The 25,911-nt window shown below is 52.9% G+C and carries 20 protein-coding genes; 13 read left to right on the top strand and 7 right to left on the bottom strand.

The features are described 5' to 3' along the window. The first annotated feature begins 118 nt into the window (after positions 1–118). The gene (locus VE954_RS17345) at positions 119–472 is read left to right on the top strand and encodes a hypothetical protein (protein WP_324955010.1); all 354 of its coding nucleotides are present in this window, start codon (positions 119–121) and stop codon (positions 470–472) included. Positions 473–509: 37 nt separating this feature from the next. Next, positions 510–3,704: a PAS domain S-box protein gene (locus VE954_RS17340; protein ID WP_324955008.1), complete on the top strand. Its 3,195-nt coding sequence runs from the start codon at positions 510–512 to the stop codon at positions 3,702–3,704. Positions 3,705–3,748: 44 nt separating this feature from the next. On the opposite strand, the gene VE954_RS17335 is transcribed toward VE954_RS17340, so the two are convergent. From VE954_RS17335 to VE954_RS17325, 3 genes are all read right to left on the bottom strand, one after another. After that, positions 3,749–4,225 carry a hypothetical protein gene (locus VE954_RS17335; RefSeq protein WP_324955006.1) on the bottom strand — a complete coding sequence of 159 codons (477 nt, stop codon included), beginning with the start codon at positions 4,223–4,225 and terminating at the stop codon, positions 3,749–3,751. 40 nt (positions 4,226–4,265) lie between these two features. Continuing rightward, positions 4,266–5,141, bottom strand: a complete 876-nt coding sequence (locus VE954_RS17330) for an NAD(+)/NADH kinase (RefSeq protein WP_324955004.1) — start codon at positions 5,139–5,141, stop codon at positions 4,266–4,268. A gap of 89 nt (positions 5,142–5,230) precedes the next feature. After that, entirely contained in the window at positions 5,231–6,820 is a 1,590-nt protein-coding gene (locus VE954_RS17325) for a peptidylprolyl isomerase (RefSeq protein ID WP_324955002.1), read from the bottom strand. Positions 6,821–7,157: 337 nt separating this feature from the next. Here VE954_RS17325 and VE954_RS17320 point away from each other — a divergent pair, with 337 nt between their 5' ends. From VE954_RS17320 to VE954_RS17280, 9 genes are all read left to right on the top strand, one after another. Further along, entirely contained in the window at positions 7,158–8,192 is a 1,035-nt protein-coding gene (locus VE954_RS17320; protein WP_141735649.1) for a rod shape-determining protein MreB, read from the top strand. Positions 8,193–8,354: 162 nt separating this feature from the next. Beyond that, entirely contained in the window at positions 8,355–9,242 is an 888-nt protein-coding gene (mreC, locus tag VE954_RS17315) for a rod shape-determining protein MreC (protein ID WP_324955000.1), read from the top strand. A 2-nt stretch (positions 9,243–9,244) separates the two neighbouring features. Further along, positions 9,245–9,814, top strand: a complete 570-nt coding sequence (locus VE954_RS17310; RefSeq protein WP_324954998.1) for a hypothetical protein — start codon at positions 9,245–9,247, stop codon at positions 9,812–9,814. Continuing rightward, positions 9,811–11,763: a penicillin-binding protein 2 gene (mrdA, locus tag VE954_RS17305; RefSeq protein WP_324954996.1), complete on the top strand. Its 1,953-nt coding sequence runs from the start codon at positions 9,811–9,813 to the stop codon at positions 11,761–11,763. Before VE954_RS17310 ends, mrdA begins: the two co-directional genes overlap by 4 nt. After that, positions 11,738–12,883, top strand: coding sequence for a rod shape-determining protein RodA (gene rodA, locus VE954_RS17300; protein ID WP_324954994.1), 1,146 nt, complete (start codon positions 11,738–11,740; stop codon positions 12,881–12,883). Before mrdA ends, rodA begins: the two co-directional genes overlap by 26 nt. 118 nt (positions 12,884–13,001) lie before the next feature. Next, complete coding sequence (locus tag VE954_RS17295; protein WP_324954992.1) at positions 13,002–13,988, top strand: phosphoribosylaminoimidazolesuccinocarboxamide synthase; 987 nt, start codon at positions 13,002–13,004, stop codon at positions 13,986–13,988. Between the two features lie 120 nt (positions 13,989–14,108). Further along, positions 14,109–15,722 carry a carbonic anhydrase family protein gene (locus VE954_RS17290; RefSeq protein ID WP_324954991.1) on the top strand — a complete coding sequence of 538 codons (1,614 nt, stop codon included), beginning with the start codon at positions 14,109–14,111 and terminating at the stop codon, positions 15,720–15,722. A gap of 624 nt (positions 15,723–16,346) precedes the next feature. Further along, positions 16,347–17,534 carry a hypothetical protein gene (locus VE954_RS17285; RefSeq protein ID WP_324954989.1) on the top strand — a complete coding sequence of 396 codons (1,188 nt, stop codon included), beginning with the start codon at positions 16,347–16,349 and terminating at the stop codon, positions 17,532–17,534. Between the two features lie 125 nt (positions 17,535–17,659). Continuing rightward, complete coding sequence (locus VE954_RS17280; protein WP_324954987.1) at positions 17,660–18,550, top strand: hypothetical protein; 891 nt, start codon at positions 17,660–17,662, stop codon at positions 18,548–18,550. A gap of 13 nt (positions 18,551–18,563) precedes the next feature. Here VE954_RS17280 and VE954_RS17275 read toward each other — a convergent pair whose 3' ends face one another. From VE954_RS17275 to VE954_RS17260, 4 genes are read right to left on the bottom strand one after another with little or no spacing between them, the layout of a single operon-like run. Continuing rightward, a complete protein-coding gene (locus VE954_RS17275) occupies positions 18,564–18,890 on the bottom strand; it encodes a YkgJ family cysteine cluster protein (RefSeq protein WP_324954985.1) in 327 nt (108 codons plus the stop codon). 3 nt (positions 18,891–18,893) lie between these two features. Continuing rightward, entirely contained in the window at positions 18,894–19,211 is a 318-nt protein-coding gene (locus tag VE954_RS17270; RefSeq protein ID WP_324954983.1) for a hypothetical protein, read from the bottom strand. After that, positions 19,204–20,001: a flagellar motor protein MotB gene (locus tag VE954_RS17265; protein WP_324954981.1), complete on the bottom strand. Its 798-nt coding sequence runs from the start codon at positions 19,999–20,001 to the stop codon at positions 19,204–19,206. The genes VE954_RS17270 and VE954_RS17265 overlap by 8 nt, the downstream gene beginning before the upstream one ends. Positions 20,002–20,031: 30 nt before the next feature. Beyond that, positions 20,032–20,799, bottom strand: coding sequence for a motility protein A (locus VE954_RS17260; RefSeq protein WP_324954979.1), 768 nt, complete (start codon positions 20,797–20,799; stop codon positions 20,032–20,034). 138 nt (positions 20,800–20,937) lie between these two features. On the opposite strand from VE954_RS17260, the gene VE954_RS17255 reads away from it, so the two are divergent. Next, positions 20,938–22,725, top strand: a complete 1,788-nt coding sequence (locus VE954_RS17255; protein WP_324954977.1) for a hypothetical protein — start codon at positions 20,938–20,940, stop codon at positions 22,723–22,725. A 182-nt stretch (positions 22,726–22,907) separates the two neighbouring features. Further along, positions 22,908–25,910, top strand: a complete 3,003-nt coding sequence (locus VE954_RS17250) for a hypothetical protein (RefSeq protein ID WP_324954975.1) — start codon at positions 22,908–22,910, stop codon at positions 25,908–25,910. The last annotated feature ends 1 nt before the right edge of the window (position 25,911 follow it).

Raw genomic sequence — 25,911 nt, 5'->3', positions numbered from 1 at the left:
CAACGAAAGAAGCCTGCTCCTTCCATCATACCTCGTCATTCCTTCGTGGACAAAACAAGTCTTCTGTGCCAATCAAAAGAAGACATTACAAACCCCTGCTCGTCAAGGAGGGACAACTTTGCCATCGGTTCGTGGCCTGTATGAATTTTGTTACAGAGGGTCGGTCCTGGCTCTCTTCACGCTCGCTGCCCCTGCTTTGGGAGCTGGCTTTGCTACATTGCCAACAGACAAAGCAGCCCATTTTGGGTTATCCTCTATAGCAGTCGAAGCGACCATGAAAACCTGTCAGGCGATTGAGAAGACGCAGAATGTTTCTCCTGCCTGTCGTGGATGGTCATCAGGCTTGGTGCTCACCGCTGGCCTGTTAAAAGAAGTTTCGGATCAAAAAAGCGGTCGCAAATTCGATCAGCAGGATCTTGTTGCCAACCTTTTGGGTGTTGCGACAGGCAACCTCCTGCAGTGGAATTTCTAATCCTTCGGTATGCCGTAACCATCGGAGGCCAGGCGCTATGGACTTTTTCAGAAGTCTGTTTAACACGGAAACGTTTATGCCGCACGGTCACTGCTATCTGTGGCGGCCGGATATCCTTTGGTTGAACGTGCTCTCGGACGTCTTCATCAGCCTGGCTTATTTCGGGATTCCATGGCTACTGATTCAGCTGGTCCGTAAGCGTCGTGATCTGGACTTCAACTGGATCTTTGTGCTCTTTGCGATGTTTATTACGGCCTGTGGCGTGACGCACTTTGTCGAAATCCTCACCGTCTGGCAGCCCTATTATGCCCTGCAGGGTCTGACCAAAGCCATCACGGCTTTGGTGTCAGTTTCCACAGCGGTGGCGCTGTATTTCTTATTGCCCAAAGCGCTGGCCTTTCCGAGCATCGATCAATTGGAAACAGCGGAGCAAAGGTACCGCACCATACTCCATTCCGCGATGGATGCGTTCGTGACCGTGGATACTGAAGGGCGCATTACGTTTTGCAACAAACAGATGCTGCTGCTGACGGGCTGGCAGCAGAATGAACTGCTCGGATCCCTCTTTATTGATAAATTCATCCCGGCTCGCTATCAGGACAACCATAAAAGTCCCAAGGATTATTTCCTGACCCTCAGCCGCATGAATCTTTTGGCCAAAAATGGTCGGGAGATCCCGACGGATATCAATACCACCCTCGTGCAGTCGGATGCCGATATCGTCTTTGGAATTTTCATTCACGATGCGAGCGAACGCGTGCAGGCAGAGGTTTTGCAGAATACGCAGCTCGAAGTCACGAAAGCTTTGGTCGATGCGGAGTCGATTGATGATGCGTTCCGCCGCTTTATTCACATCACCTGCACCGGTCTCGGCTGGGAATTCGGCGCTGTGTGGCAGGGAAGCACGGAATCCCATACCCTGACACTCCAGGAAACCTGGAACAACAGGGACCCTTTGGTTGAGGAATTTGAAGCGACCTATCGGTTAAGCGGGGCGCCTGTTCTGCCTTATGTGGCGGACTCGATCGTACAAGCCCTCATCGTGCCCGAAGCGCCGTTTTCCAGTCACCTGCAACTCATCATCGACATCGGCAATGATCATGTCGGTATCATCGAATTTGTCAGTTCTCATCCCCGCGTCACGGACAAGAAAATTCAGGAAGTTCTGCAGGATCTGGCTATTCGCCTGGGTCTTTTTGTAAAACGGCAGCAGGCTGAGGTGAAAACTCGGATCAGCGAGGAACGCTACCGTGAGCTGGTCGATTCGGTTCAGGAATACGGCATTTTTCTGCTCGATACGGAAGGCTGCATCCTGAATTGGAACCGTGGGGCGGAACGCTTAACCGGTTATAGCGCCCATGAAGTGATGGGTCAGCATGTTTCCATATTCTATCCTGCGGAAGCCAACGAACAGGGGACGTCGACCCGGGAACTGGAGATTGCCCTCACGCTGGGCAAATTTGAAGAGGAAGGCTGGCGCCTGCGCAAGGATCGTTCACGGTTCTTTGCCACAGTGATCATTACGCCTGTCTATGACAGCCAGGAACATGTGCAGGGTTATTCCATCATCACCCGCGATATTACCATACGTCGTGCTGCCGACGAAAAGCAGCAGCTTCTGCAGCAGGAGTTGAAACGCCAGGTCGCCGAACAAACCGAAGAGCTGCGGCACAGTGCCAATCAGATTCGTACCATCACCGATGCTCTCCCCGATGCGATCATCTATTTTGATCGGCAGCAGAACATCCTGTTCGCCAATGACACCTATTTGCAGTGGCAAAACCTCGACCGGGATGCTGTGCATGGACGCTCGGTCCTCAAGACCCTCGGATCGGAAGTGCAGGAGAAAATGCGGACGCAGTTTTCGCATCAGCCTGATCCCAAACTCATGTTTGAATATGAGTTCTATTTTCAGGGCCGGCCCCGCCTCTGTCATGTGACCTGTATTCCGGATATCAGTGAGGGTTCAGCCGAACCACGCGGGGTCATCACCGTGCTTGCCGATATTACCGACCAGCGATCCTTTGAAGAAAACTTGCGGATTGCCAAGGAAGCCGCCGATACTGCCAGTGCAGCCAAGAGTGCATTTTTAGCCAACATGTCCCATGAAATTCGCACTCCGCTCGGTGCCATCCTCGGTTACTCGGAACTTTTGGTGAGTCAGGGCATCAGGCCCTCGGAACGCGTGAATTATGTGAACGCTTTGAAGCGCAATGGTGAGCTTCTTTCCAACATCATCAATGATGTTTTGGATCTTTCCAAGGTCGAGGCCGGCAAGCTGGATTTTGAAAAGCAGGAGGTGCCGATCGAGGAGATCCTCACTGACATCACCACGCTTTTGCATCTGCAGGCTGCGGAAAAAGGCATCAGTCTGATCGTCTCGGCCGATGGACCGATTCCGGCGACCGTGCAAACGGATAGTCTGCGTCTCAGGCAGATCCTGATGAATATTGTCGGCAACGCCCTGAAATTCACCGAACGAGGATCGATCGAGGTGAAAGTGAAAACCGTCATCGGGCCGCAGAATCAAAACCTGCTGGCCTTTATTGTCACCGATACCGGCTCCGGGATCTCGGCCGAGCAGGCCAATAAACTTTTCAAACCCTTTAGCCAGGCGGATGTCTCCACCACCCGCAAGTTCGGAGGCACGGGTCTGGGTCTGACGCTTTCCAAGAAACTAGCCGAAGGCCTTGGCGGCGATCTGGAATTGACGACGAGCCGGCCGGGTATCGGCAGCACGTTTACCATCACCATTGACTCGGGTCGCACGAGTCGGGTGCTGTTCCAGAGTTCGAACAACGCCCTGGGCCGCCAGACGTCATCATCTGTCCCTGGACAGACAGTTCGCATCGATGGTTTGAAGGTTCTGCTGGTCGAAGACTCGATTGATAACCAGATCGTGGTGCAGCGTTTTCTGAAAATTGCAGGATGTAACGCAGAGCTAGCCAACAATGGCCGCGAAGCCATTGAGATGATTCAAAGCAAGGCCTATGATGTGGTGCTGATGGATATCCAGATGCCGGTGATGGATGGCTTCGAGGCCGTGGTGGAACTTCGTCGCCTCGGCTATCAGCTGCCTATTATCGCGCTGACCGCTCATGCGCTCAAGGAACAAAGGCAGCAGTGCCTGGACAAAGGATTTTCCAATCATATGACCAAGCCCGTCAACCGTGATGCCTTGATTCGCATGCTGGCCCATTATGGGGCGACTTTAGCAAGTGGGACAAAGTAGTCAAGTAGTCTTGCCGGGCCACGTAGCAAAGCGGTCTTCCGGCTTTAGCCAGCTGGGCAAAGTAATAAAGTGGTCTTCCGAATTTTATCCAGCGAAGCCTCAGCCGAGGGTTTGTCTTCATTCATAATCTCGCAGTCCTGCACCAGCTGCTCAAGTTGATTGCAGCAGGAATTGATCCCGTCCCGGTCCGTCCGAGCCATCATACGCTTGAGGTAAGTCAGGTCTTCGTGGACAAGGTCGATGGTATCCCGACCCAGAACGTGAACCGCGCGCTCGATCTCGTCAAGTTCGACCGATGTCGGACAACGGGCGCTGGCACTGCGGCGAGTCAGAACCTCGTCGGGACCCGGTGTCACAAGATGGGGCGTTGACTGCAAAGAGGATGAAGGTTTGACAGGAGTGGTGGTGGCCGCAGCCGGAGCGCCCGCAGCTGGAATCGGGGCCTGCGGTTCAGGCGGTTCGACGGTTTTACAGGCAAAGAAGAAAAACCCGGCTAAGATCACAACGCAACGGCATCTCATGATTGGACCCTCCCTACCACGAGTATAACCGAAGTCCGAATCAATTGGGTCGAATGGCGACGCGAATGCGCTCAGCGTGCGTGAATCGAATCACGTCACCGAAATTGATACGTAAGACCTGTTTTTCGCCATCCAAAGCGAGCATGGCAGCAGGGCAGTGGTTTTCAATCCAGAAGTCATCCTGAACTGGATCGGCAAAGCCATGCGTGATGACGAGGCCTTCCTCTTTCCGATGATAAAGCTCCCGCACCAGAAACTGCAGGTGCTGATCACCGGCATCCATGGGCACACCACCGGCGGCACCGATCGCCGCTGTGCTACCCGTCGCTGTCGCAATCCAGATCCCGCTGGATCGGTGGGATTCGATCCGATCCTGAAAACCAATGCGATAGCGTGTGGTCGCCGCGGGACTTGCGGCCGCAAAAAGAAAATCGTTGAGGGCTGGCGTTTGAATGGATTCCGTACCGCCCGCCGCGCGATCAATTCGGGCGCTGAGACGCTGACGTTCGACGTAAATCAAACGACCGTCCACAAATCGCTGAATGACATCATCGACATTGCTCTGGTCACCCGCACACAGAAAACCCACGCTGGCCGAGGATGAGCGAATACCGATCAGCGGCATGCCCGGGCGCAGACCGTAGCTGGCGGTGATGAGAGTGCCATCACCACCCAGGGCGATCACCACATCGAAATCACCTTTCGGCCAATGCTGACCGCGGCCGGCTTCCAAAATTTCGATCTGATGATCCAGCAGACTTTGTTTCAGTTTGGCGAGACAGGCATAGTGCTCTTCATGCGACCTTGTCGCCATCTGCAAATATTCGGGGTCCGTGGAGACGACAAGGCTCTGCGCCTGAAGCTGCTGATGCTGCTCCAGATTCGTAGGTTTTCGAATGATCAAAGCCCTGGTCATTGGCGGCTCGCTTAAATGCAAAAAGCTCTGGGCATCTGTCTAAGACTTTTTGACAGGATACCACAGAGCTTCCGTGGGAACTATGCTACTCAGTCTTCAACTTTGCGGGTCAGCAGAGCATCATACTGAACAAAATCCGGATTTTTATAGATTTTTCCATCGCTTTCATATTTTTTACGAATCTGCGATGTCAAAGCGTTAAAGAGCGGATAGGATTCCATGAACTTGGCCGACTCGACCATCTCTTTACGCTTGGTTTCATCCAGCTTGGCTATGTCAGCCGGCGTTTTCGACTTCAGACGTAGGATATACTGAACCCCGTTGACGCTGACAGCTTCCGGAGCCATGTCGCCAGGATTTTTCAAAGCCGCGATCGCCTGACGAACAGCCGGGTCTGAACCAAGACCACCGGGAATCACGCGTGAGCCGAGACCAAAGTCCCCTGTTTCCTTCCAGGCAACCTGCAGCTCTTTCATCATGTCGTCGCCTTTGCCCTCTTTCAGGGCAGCTTGCAGCGCTTTGACTTTTTCGGCCAGCATCGCTGGTTTTCTATCGCGGGCGATCAGCTTTTCCGCAATATCCTTTTGCGCTTCTTCCAGCGCGACGGATTTGGCTTCCTGGACGGTTTCGACTTTAATGATATGGAAACCGAAGGGTGACTCCACCACGTCGCTCACGGCACCCGGCTGCATAGCAAAGGCCACGTCCGAAAATTCCTTGACCATCTGGTCCTTCTTGAAGAAACCAAGGTCACCGCCTTTGGATTTGCCCGATGGATCGTCTGTGTATTTTTCCGCCAGCTTGGCAAATTCACCGCTTTTCGCCTTGGCTTCTGCGGCCACTTTTTGAGCCAGAGCCTTGGCGTCATCCTTGGAACGTTTGGCGGCTTCGCCAGCGGCCGAACGGCCTTCCTTGAAACCGATCAGGATGTGACGGGCCTTGACCTTTTTATCCTGGTTGAATTCGCTCTTATTTTTCTCGTAGTAGTCCTTGACCTTGGCGTCACCGCCTTCTTTCATGAATTTGTCGATTTCAGCCTGATCAATTTTTACCGGAATGGCGCCTGGATCGAGACGCAGGTACTCCACGTTCACCTTGGATTCGTCCATCAGGTAATTGATCTCGGCGAACTTCGCGGTCGGGCGGTAGGTGCTCGACAGCAAGGTGCGGAACTTATTCACGACGAGGTTCCGGCGGATCTCTTCGGTGAAAGTTTGCTCGGTGTGCGCCTGGCTTTTCAGATAGCGTTTGAAAAGTTCGGGATCGAAGGTTCCTTTTTCGCCCTTAAAGTACTCACCTTCGACAATCAGTTTTTCAATTTCTTCGTCAGTGGCATAGATGCCGTTTTTTGTAGCTTCGGCGTACAGCACAGTCGAGTCAACCAATTGATCGACCACACGCTGGGAAATACCCATCGCCACCGGATCAAACTGATCCCGAAACTGTTGCTGGTACTGGTTTGTCATATTGCTATGAGCCCGGCGGAAGTCCAGCGAACTGATTTTAATGCCATCAACAGAAGCAGCGGCACCGGTCGGGGGAATGAATCCACCCTCATTCGGCTGACACACGCCAAAGAACAGCATGGCCCCCATGGCCAAAATCAAAACGGTATAAGACTGCCAAGACTTCGTAATCGACTTGGCGTCCAAGTCCGTCGTTCTCTTCCACTTAAGCATCCTAGACCCCTTTTTCCCCAACGCTGAGAGTTGATTCTGTACTTTTTGACGCAATTTACCCATGCGCACAAGATAAGCTACTACCTTTACCATAGTGCGAGAGCGCCGTTAAGATGGATTGCAAGGATTTTGTGGCTTCACCGTGACTCGATTCCTCTGCCCAAAGCAGTGGCAATTCTGAGGGGCCGCTCGATCGTCTCGGGACGAAGACAGCGCTGGCTCCGAAGATCTCGAAAATTTTGAGGTCAGGCCCTTTCTTTGTTTGGAGGATGCGCAAGAACGTGCTTTAATAATAAGCTGCAAACAGAAATCGTTTATTGGAAACAGGAGATAGGGGATGATTTTCGACTGGTTGGCTGGAATGTTCTCGAATGATTTGGCTATCGACCTGGGAACCGCCAACACTCTTGTTTATGTCAAAGGCAAAGGCATCGTGACGAACGAGCCTTCCGTCGTCGCTGTGCAAAGGGACGTTCGCGGAGGCAAAAAGATACTCGCAGTGGGCAAAGAAGCTAAGGACATGTTGGGCCGGACACCCGGTTCCATCGTCGCTGTTCGTCCCATGAAAGACGGCGTGATTGCAGACTTCGAAATTACCGAAGCCATGCTGCGCTACTTTATTGAGCGAGCTCACAATCGCCGGACCATGGTGAAACCTCGTATCATCATCTGCGTACCTTACGGCATCACAGAAGTGGAAAAGCGCGCTGTTAAAGAATCGGCAGAATCCGCTGGCGCGCGTGAAGTTCATTTGATTGAAGAACCGATGGCTGCTGCGATCGGCGCTGGTCTGCCTATTTCCGAACCAAGCGGTAACATGATCGTCGACATCGGCGGTGGAACGACTGAAGTTGCGGTGATTTCGCTGGCTGGTATTGTGTACTCCAAATCGGTGCGCGTAGGTGGAGACAAGATGGATGAAGCCATCGTCAACTACCTTAAAAGAAAGTATAACCTGTTGATCGGTGAGCGGACGGCGGAACAAATCAAAATCGCCATCGGCACCGCTTATCCCGATGATGAAATTCAGACCATGCACGTCAAGGGTCGCGATTTGGTCGCTGGTATTCCCAAAACCATCGAAGTCGCCTCTGAGGAAATTCGTGAAGCCATTGCTGAACCCGTCAATACCATTGTGGAAACGGTTCGCATCGCCCTTGAGAAGACCCCTCCTGAATTGGCCGCTGATATCGTGGACAAAGGGATCGTGCTCGCTGGTGGCGGCGCTCTCATCAAAAACCTCGATATTCTTTTGCGCGAAGAGACCGGATTGCCTATCATGATCGCTGAAGATCCGCTGACAGCTGTCGTGTTGGGTAGCGGTAAGGCGCTGGATCAGATTGATATTTTGAGCAATGTGGCCTTGCGTTAAGCAGGACCATCCCTTTCTTAGGCTGCCGATCCACGAATTATCGTTTGCAATGAGACAGCCAATAAGGTTGTATGGCTCAGTGGGTCTTCCCCTGAGCCTTTCCTTCACCTACGTTTCCATGCCAGCCCCATCGGGGCCGACGCGATCCTGGAGTTAGTGTCCATGGCGAAAAGCAAGGCCAGATTTTTTTGGCGGTTAGTCCTGGTGGCATCGCTTCTGTCGCCGTTCGTCTTCCTATCCTCGACTCTCAGTCCCTGGAGTACGGGATCAACGTTGACGTTAGTCACCCAGGAAGTTCTCTATCCCTTCGAGTATGTCTGGGATAACGGCAGCGGTTTCTTTGGTCGCGTGTGGAATCATTATTTTGCGCTGACCGGCGTTTCCAAGGAAAATACTCAGCTCAAGTCGAATGTCGCGGTTTTGAAAACCAAACTGCTCGACTATGAAGACAAGCTGCAGGAGATCACGCGGCTTCGGAATCTTTTAGGTTTCACACAACATTTCCAGGGTGCGCATCTGGTCGCTGAAGTGATCGGCGCGCGCAGTTATCCCAGCTTTAAAACGCTGCGGGTCAGCAAGGGCAAGCGCGATGGAGTCAAGGTGGGCATGCCGGTCGTCACCGCCGAGGGCGTGGTGGGCCGCGTGATTCGTACCGGACAAAAATTTGCTGACGTGCATCTTTTGGTCGACGCCAACTTTAACCTCGACGTCCTCCTGCAAAGGACCCGCGTGCGCGGCGTACTCAAGGGTGCCGATACTCACTGTCTTTTGAAACTGAATCGACGCGCGGAAGTGCGCATCGGTGATACGTTGATCACGTCAGGCATCATCGGTGGATTTGCGAAGGGTTTGCCGGTCGGCAAAGTCGTACGTATCAGCTATGAATCCGATAATATTTCCCAGACCATTACAGTGGAACCCTGGACCGATTTTGATCGGATCGAGGAAGTGATCGTGCTGGAAAATCACGATCAGGAATTGCAAAAGATTATCGAAACAGCCGGAGAATCCTGGCTGGACAAACCATTTGATGAGCAAAAGGGTGGCTGAAAATGGACATCCTCGAGCGCCGAGATGCCTTGACTCGTACGCGTCGCACTCTCAAAAAGTGGCGACCCAGGCCTAACACGGGCAGCCTGACCAAGGACATCCTGTTTCTCTTGATCATTGGCTTTATCCAGATCACGATCCTGCCTTATCTCTTTGGCTCACTCGGCTATCTGGACCTCATCACACCTTGGCTCGTGATCACATTCATTCGGCAAAGACCCCTGCAGGCTCATATCCTGGCCCTGGTGGGCGCCTTGATATTGGAAACGCGCCTCGCGGTTCCTGCCGGACTTTATATCTGCGCCTACTGGATCCTGGCCAATGTGATTTCACTGGTGCGGCCGGCACTGTCCTGGCGCTACAAAACGCCATGGCTGGTCTCGTATGCTCTGGCCTCGCTGTGGGTGATCCTGTTTGAAGTGTTCGTCATCAACTTTTTGCAAACGGCCTCACTCCATCAGCCGGCGTACATAGCGCAGCAGGTCGTCCGCTTTATCGTGACTGTCAGCTACGGCATGTACCTTTCCCGCGAATGGATGACGATTGATGCCGAGGAGCCGGTACCGCAATGACCCGCATACATAAACAAGAAAGTCTGCTGATCGAATCCCGCTTTATGTGGGCCAGTATCCTGATCCTGGGTGTGATCAGCGGCCTGCTGTTTCGTCTCTGGTATGTTCAGATCTATCGGGGTGAATACTATAAGGATATCTCCGAACGCAACCGTGTGCGTCGCATTGAGATTCCCGCGCCGCGCGGCATTATTTACGATCGCAATGGCGAGGTGATGCTCGGCAACTCGCCGTTTTTTGATTTGGTTTTTATTCCTCAGTATGTCTCCGATCGCGATACCACCTTCAAAATCCTCGCGCGCCTTTTGCATGTGCCGACCAGCCGCTTTGAAACCCGCCTGGAAATGGCGCAGGGTCAACCGAAATTCCTGCCGATCACGCTCAAACGCAACATGTCGCAGCATGAAGTGTCCATTATCGAAGCCAACAAAATCTTTCTGCCCGGCATCGAAGTCCGCGTTGCGCCTCGCCGTGATTATGGACCGGATGTGCCGCCGCACGTGATCGGTTACCTGCGCGAGATCGATCCCAAAGCCATGGAAGATTTGAATAACGCGACTCCGGACAATCCTTATTTGTTGGGTGATTTGATCGGCAAGCAAGGTCTGGAAGCCCGCTGGGAAAAATATCTGCGCGGTCGTCGCGGCTATCGCCTGATCCAGGTGGATGCCTTCGGTCGTCAAACGCAGTCCTTTGAAGAAAATGGCTGGCAGTATCCGAGTGTCGCCGCCATTCCTGGTTCTGATTTGGAACTGACCATGGACAAGGAGCTGCAAAAAGCGGCACGGGATGCCTTCGCTGGTAAAAACGGGGCTGTTGTGGTGCTCAATCCTCAGAACGGAGAGATCCTGGCCGCGTTGAGTGAGCCTGGTTTCGATCCCAGAGCCATGCAAACCGGGGTTTCCAGTGAAGACTGGCGTCGTCTGACGGAAAACCCCTTCAAGCCTCTGCTCGATAAAACCACTGGCGGTGAATTCCCGCCTGGTTCGGTGTATAAGCCGGTCGTAGCCATTGCGGCTCTGGAAGAACGCGTCGTGGATGTGAACAAAACCTATCATTGCCCCGGTCACTTCACGCTCGGGAATCGCCGCTTTTATTGCCATGAACGTCGGGGTCACGGCACCGTGAACCTGAATCTGGCCATGATGAAATCGTGTGACGTTTATTTCTATCAGGTCGGTGTGGAACTCGGCGTCGATCGTATCGCACGTTACGCCAAGGCCTTGGGCCTGGGTCAGGCACTGGGCATTAAATTGAACATGGAACGTCCGGGCTTGATTCCCACCTCGGCCTGGAAAATGCTGGTGCACCGCTTCCCTTGGGCCGCCGGTGACACGCCGAATATTTCCATCGGTCAAGGCTATGACTTGATTACACCCGTGCAGATGGCCAATCTTTATGCATCCATCGCCAACGGTGGCAAAGTCTGGCGACCGTACGCGGTCAATCGCGTCACCAATCATGTCGGTGAAACGGTTTACGAGCATCAGCCAGAACTCATTCGCAAGGTGACCGAAATCAAGCCGGAAACCTTCCAGGTCCTTCGCAACGTCCTGATGTCGGTCGTCATGGATCCCAAAGGCACGGGTAAAAATGCCAACGTTCCCGGCACCACGGTCGCGGGCAAAACCGGTTCGGTCCAGGTCGTGAGTTTGAAGAAAAACCGCAACCAGGCGGATGTGTCGATGAACTGGAAAGAGCATGCGATGTTCGCTGCATTCTCCCCAGTGGAAAATGCAGAAATTGCCGTGGCCATCGTCAGCCAGAACGATACCGTCGGCGGTGGTGGTCGTTCCGCGGCTCCGGTCGCGGGCAAAATCATCGAAGCTTACTGGCGCCTGAAAAATGAAAAAGCCGCGCTGGCGGCCGCACATAAAGATATCAGTCAGGGCGAGAAAAAACCTGCAGCCGAGGCTCACAGACATGAGAAACAAGAGAAAACATTCTGATGGCGTTTTTCTGCTTCCGGAAGGCGACCTCAAAAAGCCCAGCAGTCCACAGATTACGATGTTGCTTCTGCTCTTCACAGGCTTGCTTGGCATTGGCTTGATCAACCTATATAGCGCGAGTGTCGGGGCTGGATTTTTCTGGGCCCAGACACGCAACCTGGTGATCACGCTCAGCGCGTTTGTGATTTTCGGCTGGATCGTTTCCATCAAACAGGTCGCAGCCTATACCTACTGGTTTGTCGGGTTGATATGTGTTCTGCTCATGATCGTACTTTTTACTGGTCGCGTGGCAGGCGGCGCGCAGCGTTGGATTTCCCTGGGGCCCCTGAGTTTTCAGCCCTCCGAATTTGCCAAAATTGGCATGGCTTTGCTCCTGGCTCGCTTTTTCTCGTCCAATCGGCAGGATTCGCCCTATCGACTGCGCGATCTCATGCCACTCCTTATGATGATGGGCCTCATTTTCGCGCTTATTTTTGCCCAGCCTGACTTTGGTACTGCAGGCATTTGTTTGCTCATCGCCATTTGTCAGTTGGCCTTTATCCGCATCGATCTACGCTCCATCGCAGCGGTTTTGCTGGCCATGCCTTTTATCGCGGCCGTGGGTTGGAATACTCTGCTCATGCCTTATCAGAAACTGCGGATTCTCAACCTGCTCAATCCCAATCTTGATCCACAAAATACCGGTTATCATGCCCTGCAGTCCTTGATTGCGGTGGGGAGCGGCGGCATCTTTGGTAAAGGCTTTATGCAAGGAACCCAGGCTCACCTCCGCTTCCTTCCCGAACGGCATACCGACTTTATTTTCTCGGTTTTTTCGGAAGAGCATGGCTTTTGGGGCAGCGTCTTGATTTTTATGGGCTTTGGCCTCTTGACCTATATCGCTCTTGATATCGCCAAGCACTGTAAGGATACCTTTACCGCTCTGCTGGCGGTTGGCCTCGGATCCCTTATTTTCCTGGAATTCGCCATCAATGTGGCCATGGTCATGGGGATTTTCCCGGTTGTGGGTATCCCTCTGCCCTTCTTTTCCTATGGAAGCTCCGCCATGCTCACTATATGCACGGCGATAGGACTTTTGATTTCGATCAATCGCAATAACCTGGGCTCAAGAAAAACATAATAATATTGACATCTTACCCCTGATGGTCCACATCCATCGCTTCCGCGCTGATTTAGCGGTTTGTGCGTCTGCTTCTCTTCTGATAGGGAAGTAGCGCACCCTACAAAGGAGACCGCACGTGAAGCCCATTCGCGAATTGCTCAAAGAAATCGCTCATAGCAGCGACCCCGACCGAGCCGTCACCGAACACGCTTACCAGGGATTTTCCGAATCGGAAAAAAAGGAATTCCAGCAGAAACACCAGAATGTTTATGCCGGGAAAGTGCGGGAATTGATTCGCACCGACAACGAACTGCTCATTTATCATACCGATCGCCTCTCGGCTTTCGATCGTTTTATTGGCCTCGTACCTTACAAGGGCACCATCCTCGCGGACATTTCGCAATACTGGCTCGAAGCCGCAGCCGCTGTGGTCCCGACCCATTATCTGTCACGCCCCCATGAACGCGTTTTACGCTGTATCAGCTGCACGCCGTACAAAGTGGAAGTGGTGGTGCGTGGGTATATGGCAGGCAGCATGATGCGGGCCTATCAAAAGGGTGAGCGCGAATTCTGTGGGGTTAAACTTCCTGAAGGCTTGGAACCCTACCGCTCCCTGCCCGAACCGATTATCACACCGACCACCAAAGCGGCTGCCTTTGAACACGATGAAGATGCCACGCCTAGGCAGCTCGTGCAGCAGGGCGTTTGCACCCAGGAGGAGTGGACGGAAATTTCGACCATGGCCTTGAATCTGTTCCGATTCGGGCAACAAAAATACGCAGAAAAAGGCTGGATCCTGGTCGATACCAAATATGAGTTCGGTCGTGACGGGACGGGACAGATTCGCTTGATCGATGAAATTCACACGCCCGATTCCTCCCGCCTTTGGGTTAAAGCCAATTATGAAACCAATCTGGCCCGAGGCGACGCTCCCGAGATGCTCGACAAGGAGACCGTGCGACGCTATCTTCTCGATTTGGGTTTCAGTGGCCAGGGCGTGGTTCCGAACGTTCCCGTGAATCGCCTGGTGGCTCTGGCCGAAACTTACCTTAAAGTCGCCGAAACCCTGATAGGACGCCCCCTTATGAGTGTGGGACCCCTGCCTCATACGCCAAGCGTCTGATCGGGTTCAAGAGAAGAACAGACCTCCTTACCCAACTGTAAGGAGGTCTTTCTTAATTCCCCCCAAATGCCTCCGATGCTCCCTACAAGTGGGTTAGCGCCCCTCAAAGGAGTACGTGAAATGGCGAAGAGTCATTCCGATCACCATCAGCAACCCGATCAGGGAACACCAACTTACATCATCATGAGTGTTCTCTTTGCGATCGTGATCTTTGCTCTGGAAGGCATGAAGGCCACCATAGCCCTCACAGGACTGGATTATCAGACGCAATCGACCACGCTGGGTTTCATCGGCCTTGGTCTTTCCATCTGCTTCTTCTGGCGAAGACTCCACGACAGCCTCTTTAAAAATCTAACCGCCTTCTTTTTCACGGGCGGCCTATGGGCCTATCTGGTGGTGACGATCGCATTGCCTCTTCTGGTTCCGGGTGAAGTCGTTGCGAGCCGCATGCAGCTCGTTCATCAGTGCGGCCTGGGTGCTGTGGTGATCACAGGTTTCTCTCTGATGGCGGCGCTGCTCTATCACCAAAAACCGGTGCCGGCTCTCCTGATGACGACGATGGCTGGATTTCTGGTGGGATTTGGCAGTCTTTATCCGCTCCTGCGTCCAGGATCCCTCTCGGTTCAGAGTGAACTCGCGATCGAAAACCGGAGCAGCCATGCCCCTAAAAAACTCGAAGTGGTGGAAGACGATCACCAAAGGGCCGAGCCTGCCCATCACGCGGCTCATGACGAGCCCAGTGAAACCACCATCACTCATGAAGTCGAATCCAAATCGGCAGCACGGATGAAACTGTCCGCCCATCCGGCTGTTTCCCATGAAGATGAAGACGATGGTGAAGACCGTCTGCATAAAGCGCTGCGCAAGGAAAATGAAGACGCGACGCATGAACACGAGGAACCCGCTCCACGCACCTTGTCGGCAGCCCAAAAAGCCAAATTGCGTGACAAGACTGAACATACAAAAGCAGCGGCCCATGCGCCGGCTGCAAAACACGCACCAGCAGCAAAACACGCAAAAAAAAGCAGCAAACACACCCTGGCCCTTGCCGCCAAAGCTCCTGCTGCCCACGGTCCGCATTGGGAATATTCGGGTGATCAAGGTCCGGAGCATTGGGGCGACATCGCCGATGGTTTCAAAGTTTGCAGCACCGGACTTGAGCAAAGTCCGATCAATATCATGAACACCTGGCCCACGCGGGACGCGATCGAACTCGATTACAAACCGAGCACGTTCCAAGTCCTGGATAACGGTCATACGGTTCAAGTGAATGTCGAGCGTGGCAACTTCGCGACGATCGCGGGTGAACGCTATGAACTAAAACAATTTCATTTCCATGCGCCCAGTGAGCATCTGGTGGAAAATCGGACGTATCAAATGGAAGTGCATTTTGTTCATGCGAACGACAAGGGTCAGCTGGCGGTGGTCGGTGCCTTTATCAATCCTGGCAAAGTCCATCACGGCTATCAAACGGTTTGGGATTACATGCCGGTCAAGGCCAATGCCCCCATCAAGCCTTATAATGTGACTCTGAATCTGCGCGGCCTTCTGCCAGCATCTTTAACCGCGTTTCATTACGCGGGTTCACTCACCACACCACCCTGCAGTGAGAAGGTGAATTGGAACGTTCTGCATGCCAACCTGAAAATCTCTCAGGAGCAGATCGATCGCTTTAAATTGAAATATCCGATGAATGCGCGGCCGGCTCAGCCTATGAATTATCGAAGACCCTGAAAAGGATAAGGTGCCTCATCCGTAAGTTCAACCTGATGCGACGCAGGTTGAGGATGAAGCACCCCTGAAGAAACCACTACACCGAGATAGGGGACGATGAGCGCCATCGCTGCGACGACGATGACGTCACGAGATACTAGAAACAAGAAACAAAATTGCAGAACTCCTTCTTCATCTTATTCCTTTCAACTATACTCCCAGGTGACCTGGGAAAACCTAGCGTGCGTGTGTAACCCTGCTTCTCTTATTTCACGCTTTGTGCCGTGCGATGGCTTGCAATCATTATCAGGACTTCCCACTCAAGAGGCTTCATGGGGCTGTCCAACCGGTCCAGACACCTGCCGCGCCAGAAGATTAAGCCTCTAAAATTCAAGATGAATTGGCCCCTGAACAAAAGAAGTTTTGTCCAAAAGAGGCGTGCTTTCACGGCACAGGATCCTAGAAGATTGAAATGAATCAGAAATATTCGCCAGCCTGTTTCAGCCTTTCAAGTTGTGTGCAAGCTTCCGGCCCATTCTTGAGGCTTTCTTTATGGATTCTGGAACCTTATAAAATTCTCCATAAAGTAAGACCCCCGCCTCGTCCGACTTAAGCTCTAAGCGAAAAAAACTTGGAGTCGCAGGCATGACCCGTAAAGGGCGAGAAGGCTGGAAAAAAACCGCCATCGACGAGACGAAGAAGGCCATCAAGATCGAGCTGGATCAAATCCTCCAGCAATCGGGTGAGGCCGAGCGTCTGAACTATATCCTCGAACAGATCCAGTTTTTGGAATCGGCCGAGGACTCGGACCAGTTGCTTCGCCGTTTTGTCTTTATCGTTTCGGCTCTGGTCCATCATGATCGTTATGGTGGGCTCGGGAAAAGGCAGATTCAGGATCTTTCCAACCTGGGTCAGGCGATCCTTCGCGTAGCCGGCGTCAAGCCCGGGCATACGCGGGTTTCGTTTTTGTATTCCGAACTTCATACCATTATCAGTGATATCCATCATTCCAACAGTGAGATCCTGCAGGCGCTGTGGGAACGGCAGCTGGCTGCCCAGATGGCGATCATGCCTCCCGAGCACACCGCGCGTCAGAACCTGGGAATGGGCATCTACGCCTTGCGGCTGGGCAATGCTTCATTGGCCCTGCACTTTTTGGATCGAGCCCTGGCCGACTGTGATGATTCCAAGGTCACCGATACCATTCGCGTTTGGATCGTAAAATCACTGCGCATCTCGGGTCAGCTCGAAGCCGGCATAGAAAAAGCCAAAGCCATCGAATCAGAAATCACCGATGCGAGCTGTCGTCAGGAATTGACCTGGGAGCAATGCTGCCTGGAGTCGAGCCTGTCAGGTGACCTGACCGAGATGATGAGCCTGCTCCGCAAACAAAAGTCTGAGTATTCAAGCTCCTATAAACTCGAACTCTATCTTTGGACTGCAGGTCATAAAAAAACCCAGTGGCTGGAACGGCTGCCCAAGATCAGCCGGCTCGTCGGTTCGCGCGTGATGGAATCGCCCAAGAATGCTCAGCTGTTTGCCATCACCCAATCGCTGGAAGAAGCCTACGATAGTGAAATTCCTTTTGCCAAACGGCTGATTGATATCAAAAAAATTCTTCCTAAGATCTCGGGTCTTTACTACATCGACCAGGAGATTTTGGTGTGGAATGCCCTGGCCCGCTGGCTTTATCGCAGTCGCCACTATCAGCTGGCGGCGATCGCCTTCTATGAATACAAGTCCATCAGTCTGAAGCTGAGCGAAGGACGCGACGCCGATGTCCTGCGCCTGGCGGCCGATCTCCAGGAAGTCAATTGGCTCCAAAAAAGCTGATCCCAATCTTTTTTGCATTTTTTTCGACGCGGATTTGGCAAACTTTTGCCAATGCTTTCCGTTATATAAAAAATTCGTTCAAGTTGAGTGCAGAAAATGCCGATCTTGTGCCCATGAGGTGGCACATGCAGGTTTTTAACAGTTTGATGACAATTCGGCTGGCAGCTTTGATGCTCCTGTTCAGTGCGCAATCGTGCACGCAGAAGTCATTTTCCCTCACTGAAAAATCCAAATCGACGAGTCAGGCTATAGCCCTCGACCCTGATACCAAGGCCAATGATCGCCCCACGGAATCAGGCACGGGTGTCCCTGGCTATCTGGTCGACTGTTCTCCGTTTAATGTACAGGATGATAACGTGCAGGTGGGTTGTAACACGACCACAGCCGATGGCATCAGGGTTATGACTTCCGTGGATGCGTGGAAGAGTTATGACATTCGTTTGCCCGCTGATGCACCGTTTGGTGTGACCATCACCAAAACCATAGCCACGAACCTGGTCGCCTGGGATGTGCATTTCACATTCCGCGGCTCGGATCGCACAACTCTATCCAATGTTGCCCGTAATAGTATCTACGGTTACACCTATCCGAACTCGGCTGGTCAGACCGTTCGGGTGGAAACGGCGCCTCTGCCACCGGCTGCGCCTGTGGCCCCACCCGCTGCACCGACCACGACCACAACGTGCCTGGGCGGCACCATGGTGGATGGCCACTGCTTTGTTCCGGTGGAAATGTCATGTACCGAATACTGTGCGAAAGGCGGCCTGAACCCACACCCTTACATCGCGACTCGTTTCGGAAGTGGCCCAGATACGGACAACGATTTCAACAAACAGGAATGTCATGACCTGTTTGTAAAAATTCGAGGCAATGAAAACTGGGATTTCGGCGACACCAATGGCCGGGGCCTGGGCTGCTTTACTGAATCCAACGGTCGCGTGGTCTACGACAGATCGGATACGAATCCGTTTGAATTTCCACGCATCGGCGACCGCCGCATCTGTGGCTGTCTCTAAACGTAGCTTAGGCTCAGTAGTTATAAAAATGTAATGTGACACCGCGGACCCCAATACGACCCGTGTTCATCGGGGAGTCTTGAGGTCCGAATTTTTTTTCCCCCAGCAGCCAATCACAGGCAAACTGCCGACACACCAGCGGCCGCACTTCATAAATGCTGCAGCCCTGGGGCGTAAGGTACTGGCAGGCCGCGCCTGCGCCCTTGGCAATGTCTTCAGCAGTGTCGAGGCGGGTGGAGAACCCAGGCTTGGACTCGATCTCCAGTTGCGTACAGCACAACGTACAGGCACCACAGGAGCGCCCCTTTTGAGGCACCCCATCCCCACTGTTGCGTCTCACGACTTATTCCTTATCTGGCTTGCAAGTTTTCACGCTTAAAATTTCACGGGGATAGGGCCCCGTTTCCGCTACTTTAAGGGAGGAGAAGCGAATCAGTTTGCCGTTCAATTCCTTGGCAAAATCGAGGGTGCTCTTGAGGTAGCACCGCTCCTTATTGATCGTGTAATTACGGGCACAAAGGGAAACCCAACCCGTATCCACCAGTTGGATATGTTCGGGCTCAGGGACCAGATACCACTCACACTTGTCCTTGTGATAGGGATCGCAGCCGACCAGGAGCGGCAGAGCAAGGCAACTGAGCTTGAGCCAGGGTTTACTCATTGTAGTGCACCTTTATCTCGATGCGCCGATTCAAGGCTCTGGTTTCTTCCGTCGAATTGCTGGCTATCGGTTTGGTATCCGCGTATCCAGCTGCCGCCAGCGTCGCTGGTGGGAAATTCAATTCTTCAATAAAATGCCGCACGATAAAGGACGCGCGCAGACTGGACAGCTCCCAGTTGGACAGCTCACCGCTGGCCGGCACGGAATCCGTGTGGCCCTCCACGGTGAGATCGCGGCCCAGCTCCTTCAGGATCTTGCCGACCTGATTCAGGTCATCAATGGCCCTTTGGTTGACGCGATAGGCTCCCGGCTTATAAAAGTGGGTGGCCAAGAGCTTGACCCGAAACCCATCGTTGTCCCGCTGGACGGAAACGATGCGCTCCTGCCCCTTTTTTTCCAGTTCACGCAGCTTTTCCTTGCCATACATCCGCAGGTTGATCATTTCGGCGACTTTTTGCATTTCAGCGTCGATGACCTTGGTCTGCCGATCGGCGGAGGGATATTTGGTGACGATAGGCGGGCGAATGCGATCGCCCTTGCGATGCTCAAAAATACCAAAGCCCTGCTCGGTGGGACCGACGCGTTTGACTTCGGGGATATCTTCCATCACATCATTGAACGATTCCTGGATCGACACGGCAGCCTGCTGAATTTTGGCTTCGCTGGCGCCTTCCTTTTTCAAGGCATAAAGAACCACGAAGACCGCGAACAGGAGAGTCATCATGTCCGCAAAGGACACGAGCCACCGTTCGTGGTTTTCGAATTCAGGGCATTTTTGCTTCTTCGCCAAGCGTTATCCTTCGCCGTCAGGGCTGTGCCTTTAGCCTTCTTCTTCGTGTCCACCGACGAACACTTTCAAGCGCTCTTCGATGATCTTGGGATTCAAACCGGACAGGATTCCATCGATACCAATGATCACCATTTCAAACGCATAGTGATGCAGAACAGCTTTGCGTTTCAGTTTCTTGGCGACCGGGATACCCCAGATGTTGGCGAAACCCACACCATAGAGCGTTGCAACGAAAGCAACCATGATACCAGGTCCGATTTCCTCGGGCTTGTCGAGCGACTTCATAACTTTCATCAGACCGATAACGGCACCAAGGATACCGATGGTCGGGGCGATCGCGCCAAAGTCTTCCCAGAACTTGACACTGACCTCGGCCTCTTCCATTTCGAAGTGGGATTCGGTTTCCAGGGTTTCCTGAAGGACAGCGGGGTCAGTCCCGTCGACGGCCAGCTTCACAGCTTTGCGGAGTGGGGGAAAAGTGATGGAATCGCGTTTCTTTTCAAGAGCCAGGATCGATTCCTTACGCGCGACTTGAGCGAGATCGATGATCTGCGCCATGATCTCGGCTCGATCCGGTTCACCTTTTTTAAGAAAGATACCCACGGATTTGAAAGCGTTGATGAAGTCATTCAGAGGATACGCGACGAGTAAAGAGCCTAACGTCCCGCCGATTACGATAGCGACGGAAGGTGGATTCCAAACGATTTGGGGGATAAGGGCGCCTGCATGTTTGAGCAGGATCCCAGCAACGATGGAGCCGATCGCAATGATCGGACCCAAGATACTCGAAAGTTCCATAGCCCACCCTACTTTCTGGGTCCAAGTGTTATTTCTATTATTCTAGCACAGTGTGTCAGGACTGTACAAAGGCCGCCGCGACTCATGTTGGACGCGAAGTTTACCGAAGGGAATAAAGGATAAGTGTCCGGAGACGACATGACATCAGGTCGAGAAATCTATTGGATCAGTGCGAATCCGCATCCCGCGATGCAGGAAAAAATTGATATTCTGAAAAAGCTCAAGGTGGATGTCAAAGTTTTGCCTGACTTTCCCACGCTCGCGCGCACCTATCCCACGGCTCGTCTGAACACCATCATGATTGATGACACCATCATCGATACGAAAAATTCCGAGCATCTGGGCCGCCTTACCTCACATCCGGAATATGCGGGTGTACGCTTTATCCTTTCCATCAATCACCTGCAGAATGAAATTGTAAAAAGAGCCATTTCCCTGGGTTTTCGCGATGTTATTCCGATCGATATCAGTGCTGATCTGTGGGTCCGGCGCTATTCCTTCGCCTCATCCGGTCAGGCGGCTGACATGGCCGAACCCTATCCGCAAATCACGATGAAAAATATCTCGGCCCTGCATATCCCAGCGCGCATCGCCTGGATGAATGGGCAGGACCTCTGGCTCGAAAGTCGATTGACGCCGCCGGTGGGCACGACGTTGACTCTGGGTGGTGGCATCGCAGAATTTTTAGATGTCAATCATTTGACGCTTAAGGTCCTGGCCCATCACAACACGCATTTGCATTTTCGTTATTCGGATGCTTTGCTCTGCCGCTGGGATGTGGCCAAAGTTCATCAGGAAAAGAAGAACCGACTCCAGGAATTTTTCGCGGCCCAGCCCACGCTCGCGCCGCATCGCATCTACTGCATTATTCGCTCACCGGAGCTGCGGCGCGATCTGATCCGCCGCCTGGATACGCAAAAATTTCAAATCTCCATCGCCCTGAACAAGACCAATATGATTCATGAGCCGCGTTTCATCGGACCCGATGTGATCATTATCGAAGATCGCATGTGCGTGGGCGCCAACCGCGTCGCATTCAAGGAAATGCTCGACAATATGGTCACCGACATTCCGATTCTGGTCGTCGGCCCCAACGTGATGGATGATAAATTCACGGATATTTCGCGCAATTTCCGTATACTCCGGTCGACCAGGCTGCCGGCCAACCTTGATGACTACCTGATCGAGCAGGCCGGAAGGACCGAACAGACGCAAGCGAGCGTCACGTTCATTCCCAAGAGTCATATGATCTCGCTGGCTCATGTGGCGATTCCCGCACGTCTTACGAAGTTGCATCCGGATGCCGCGCAACTGGCTATTGGCTATCCCCTCGGAAGATATGGAATCTGTGGGTTGGATGCGCCTCTATTTCATAATACTCTGGGCCGTAGCGTCCACTTCAAGGTCACCGATTGCCAGGGTCATAACCAGTCCAGTCTTCACGAATTCCCCTATAAAATCGACGGTTTACTGGTTGACATTCGCCAGAGTGAGCGGCGCCAGCTCAAGGACTTTTTAATCTCGCACTATCGGCAAAAAATCGAGGAAAGTCTGGGACCTCGGCGCAAACCAGTTCCCGCAGCGGAGGCCGCAGCCACGCCTGCCGCGTCGCCACCTGCCATGGAACTCTCGCCTGCGGAACAGCCGGAAGTCCGGGACGAAGCCCAGCCTGAGTCCAAGATCGAAATTAATCCCTCGGCCGAGGAACTTTATCCTGACAGCGCCCTGGATAAGGCTGTCAAGGGTTGGGGTCGGGTGCCCAAGGAATTGAAAATCGCGTTTTTAACGATCCTTGGCTTTTGCATTATCTTTATTTTCATAATCCTTCTGCGCTCGCCGCAGGAAGAGCAAGGTGGATTTATCACCGAGCAACTTCGAATTTTCCAGAAGCAGCACGGCGGCGCCAGCCGTAACCCCGAGCCATAATTAGGGTCGCCCACCTCCCAGACAGTGTCATCCCCAGTCCTGACCATTTTTTTGACAAAACCTTGCCCAGCTTAATCTTTCTGCAAAGTAATGGTGCGAAATCAGGGTTCTATCCTTTTAGCGCGTATGGGCCATTCTTTGCAAGATAGGAAGGGCCTGAGCCCGTCTCTGGTGGAATCGGAATGGAAGTTGTTGCTGTGGAGCTTGTTGTGGAAAAGCTGTTTGGAAGTCTTTCGAGACTGATTCTTTGGCTCAATCTGTTTTTATCGGCGTCTCATGCCGTGGCTGCTGATTTCAGCCCCATTATTCCCCTGCCGTCGACCGGCTCTGAATTGCCTCTTCTTGATCTCGCTCTGCGTGATCCGGATCTGGCATCGCGCCGTCTCACCGACGACATCTACGTGCAAAGAACCCTGGAAGAAATCGATGCGCAGACTCGTGAATTGGCTTTGGCCAAAGGCGGTCGTCGACTCGAACTGCTGGCTGATCTTTATAAGAATCAGGTCCTGCTGGCCTATTTCTTTGAAGATATGAAAGCCGGTCGACTGACAGCCGTTCAAGGTAACTATGGAGCTCCCGAGCAGAAACTGCAGGAAGCTCGCGCCGCTGTCATTCGCCATGCGACTGACTTCGCTCGTGAAAGCAAGGAGCGTCGAGCCCATGCTGTGTACCACGCGATGGTGGCCAAATATCTGAACGGCGAAACCAGAAAACCAGACGCTCTTCTGCGTATTTCCAAGCAGCTGAGCAAAGGTCTGCAGGCTCGCGTGGAATTCATGGTGGCGGCGGCTCGTGCCCAGCGCAATGATACCGAAGCCAAACAGGATATCGCTCGCGTGACCAATCGCCTGGGTGCTTCCGGCATCGTGGCTGGCAACCTCCTGCTGGCCAAAGCTGAAGCGGCTCGTAATAATGAAGCCTATCGTACGCATTTGAATCGTGCCACGGCGGCAACCAAGTCCCTGGCTCGTCGTGATCGTGACAAAGTGCTCGCTTATGCTGTGACAATCTGGAAAGCCGAGGAAGGTTCCCGTGCGGATTGGAACAATGCTCCTTTGAATTTGAAGATCAACCGCGATTCCGAGATGGCCAAGGCTGTTGCCGAACGCTCGGCTTTGCAGGCTTCCTCGCAAGGTAATTTGAATCCTGCCCTTCGCTACTATCGCGGCATGGTCGATGCCAGCAAAGGTCAAACCCGTCTGACTCTGGTGACCGATCGCATTCTTGATCTCGAAGCAGCTCAGTACCGTACCAGCAAAAATGTGAAACCTTACCAGAAGACTTTGATTAGCTTTCAGCAGCTCTATGAAACCGATGGCATCCTGGGTCAAAACCAGGAAGCGGCCAAGGCTGCTGCCGAAAAAGTTCGAGTGCGTCATCGCAATCTCGTATCGCAGTTGATTGCTCAGGGCAAAAACCCAGGCAGCGATCGCAAGACGAAAACCGATGCCATTGCCGTGGCCAATACCTATCTTGAAGGTCAGGCTGTCGAGAGCGAAAAGGTTCCTTTGAAAACCGATATCGGTCGCCTGTATGCCTTGAATGATCAGCATGCCGATGCTGTCCGCGTCTTCATGGAATTGAAGGCGGCCAGCCAGCCGGCAATGGCCCAGCAGTATCTTCTATTGGCCATGCAATCGCAGCGAATTCTGGCCAAATGGTCTGAGCGGGCGCCATGGTCGGGTGTGACGAAGGATGCGGCTCCTGCTCGGCAGGTTTTGGCTCAGATGTATGAAGAACGCCTGCAAACCACCGGCAGCTGGGATGACCTTGCTCACCTTGGTTTGCTGCACATCAGCTTGAATCAAGCTGGTAAAGCTTATGCTATATGGACCGCAGCCTTGAAGAAGAACCCCCAGGGTTCCCATGCTCAGCTCGCAGCGGGCATGATGCTGGAAACTTATAAGAAAGCGCGTCAATGGCAAAACCTGGAAGATATCGCTCGTCTGGCGATCAAGTCGAAGCTGACGCCGATCTATCAAAATCAGAGACTGGATGCTGTGGCTCTCCTGGGTGACGCTCTCTTTGAAGGCGGCAAGGAACACTTTGCAGCCACCCGTTGGGAAAAAGCGAGTTTGAAACTGGCTGAATTCACCAAATCCTATCGCTCGGACTTCCGTCGTCCTGAAGGCATGTTCATACTGGGCAAGGCTTATCATAACGACGAGAAACATCCCCAGTCTGTCGAGACTCTGTTTGCCCTCGTGAATGAGTATCCTGCCAGTCCTTATGATCATGATGCCTTGCTCCTGGGCGGCAGCTGGTCAGTTCCCATGGCTTGGGAAGAACAAACGATCTTCTTCTATCAGCGCTTTGTCGACCGTTATGCCCGTGATAACAAAGCACCGCAGATTCGTATGACTCTTGTGGATCTGTATATGGGCCGTGAACTTTATGGCAATGCTGTCCGTGTTCACCAGGCTCACGTTGCCGACGCTCAGGTCAGCCGTCAGGATCAGATCAAATCGGCCCTCGCTGTGATGTTTATCGAGGAGCGTTATGGTGAAGCTCGTCATGCCTACTGGGGTGTGACCAAGGCTCGTGAACTCTCCGGGAATAATCCTGCTGTGCTGGCTGACGTTCTTGCTTTCGAAGCCCGTCAAGCGGCCTCGAAGAATGATTACCCGAAACTCCGTCAGCTTGAAGCTCAGTTGAGCGGTCTTGGTCTTGAGAATCGCAATGCGGCCGAAGGTCTGGCATTGACCCGCTTTGTCCTGGCGGATAAGGAAGCGGAAGAAACCAAACAGCAGATTTTCAATCTGGAACAGACCGATCCGTATAAAACGCTGCAGACTCAGTATGCTGTGTTCCTGAAAACCAAAGCGGGTTACGAAAAAGTCTGCGCTGCTGGCACTTCGAGTTACTGTGGTCTGGCCATGCTTCGTCTGTCCGAAACCACGCGCCACAGTCTGAGCGCGATTGAAGATCTGAGCATTCCTCAGACTCTCGATGAAGGCATCGTGCAGAAGTTTGAGCAGCAAAAGCTGTCGATCATTAACGTGATCTCACAGACCGCTTCGCAAGCTGACATCATTGCCCTCGGCGTCTCGGAGAAGGGTGACACTCTTCCCGTCTGGTCGCAGGAGATCGTGGTCAATAGCTCGGAAGGCAACCTGGATCGTGGCCATGGTGCCATCGGTAATGGTTATGTGCAGTGGATGCCTGTGAAAACAGATCGTGAATAAG

The organism is Oligoflexus sp. (assembly GCF_035638955.1).
GTDB lineage: Bacteria > Bdellovibrionota_B > Oligoflexia > Oligoflexales > Oligoflexaceae > Oligoflexus.
Note: the sequence above shows the minus strand (reverse complement) of the source record. Positions and strands in the feature narration are given on the sequence as shown.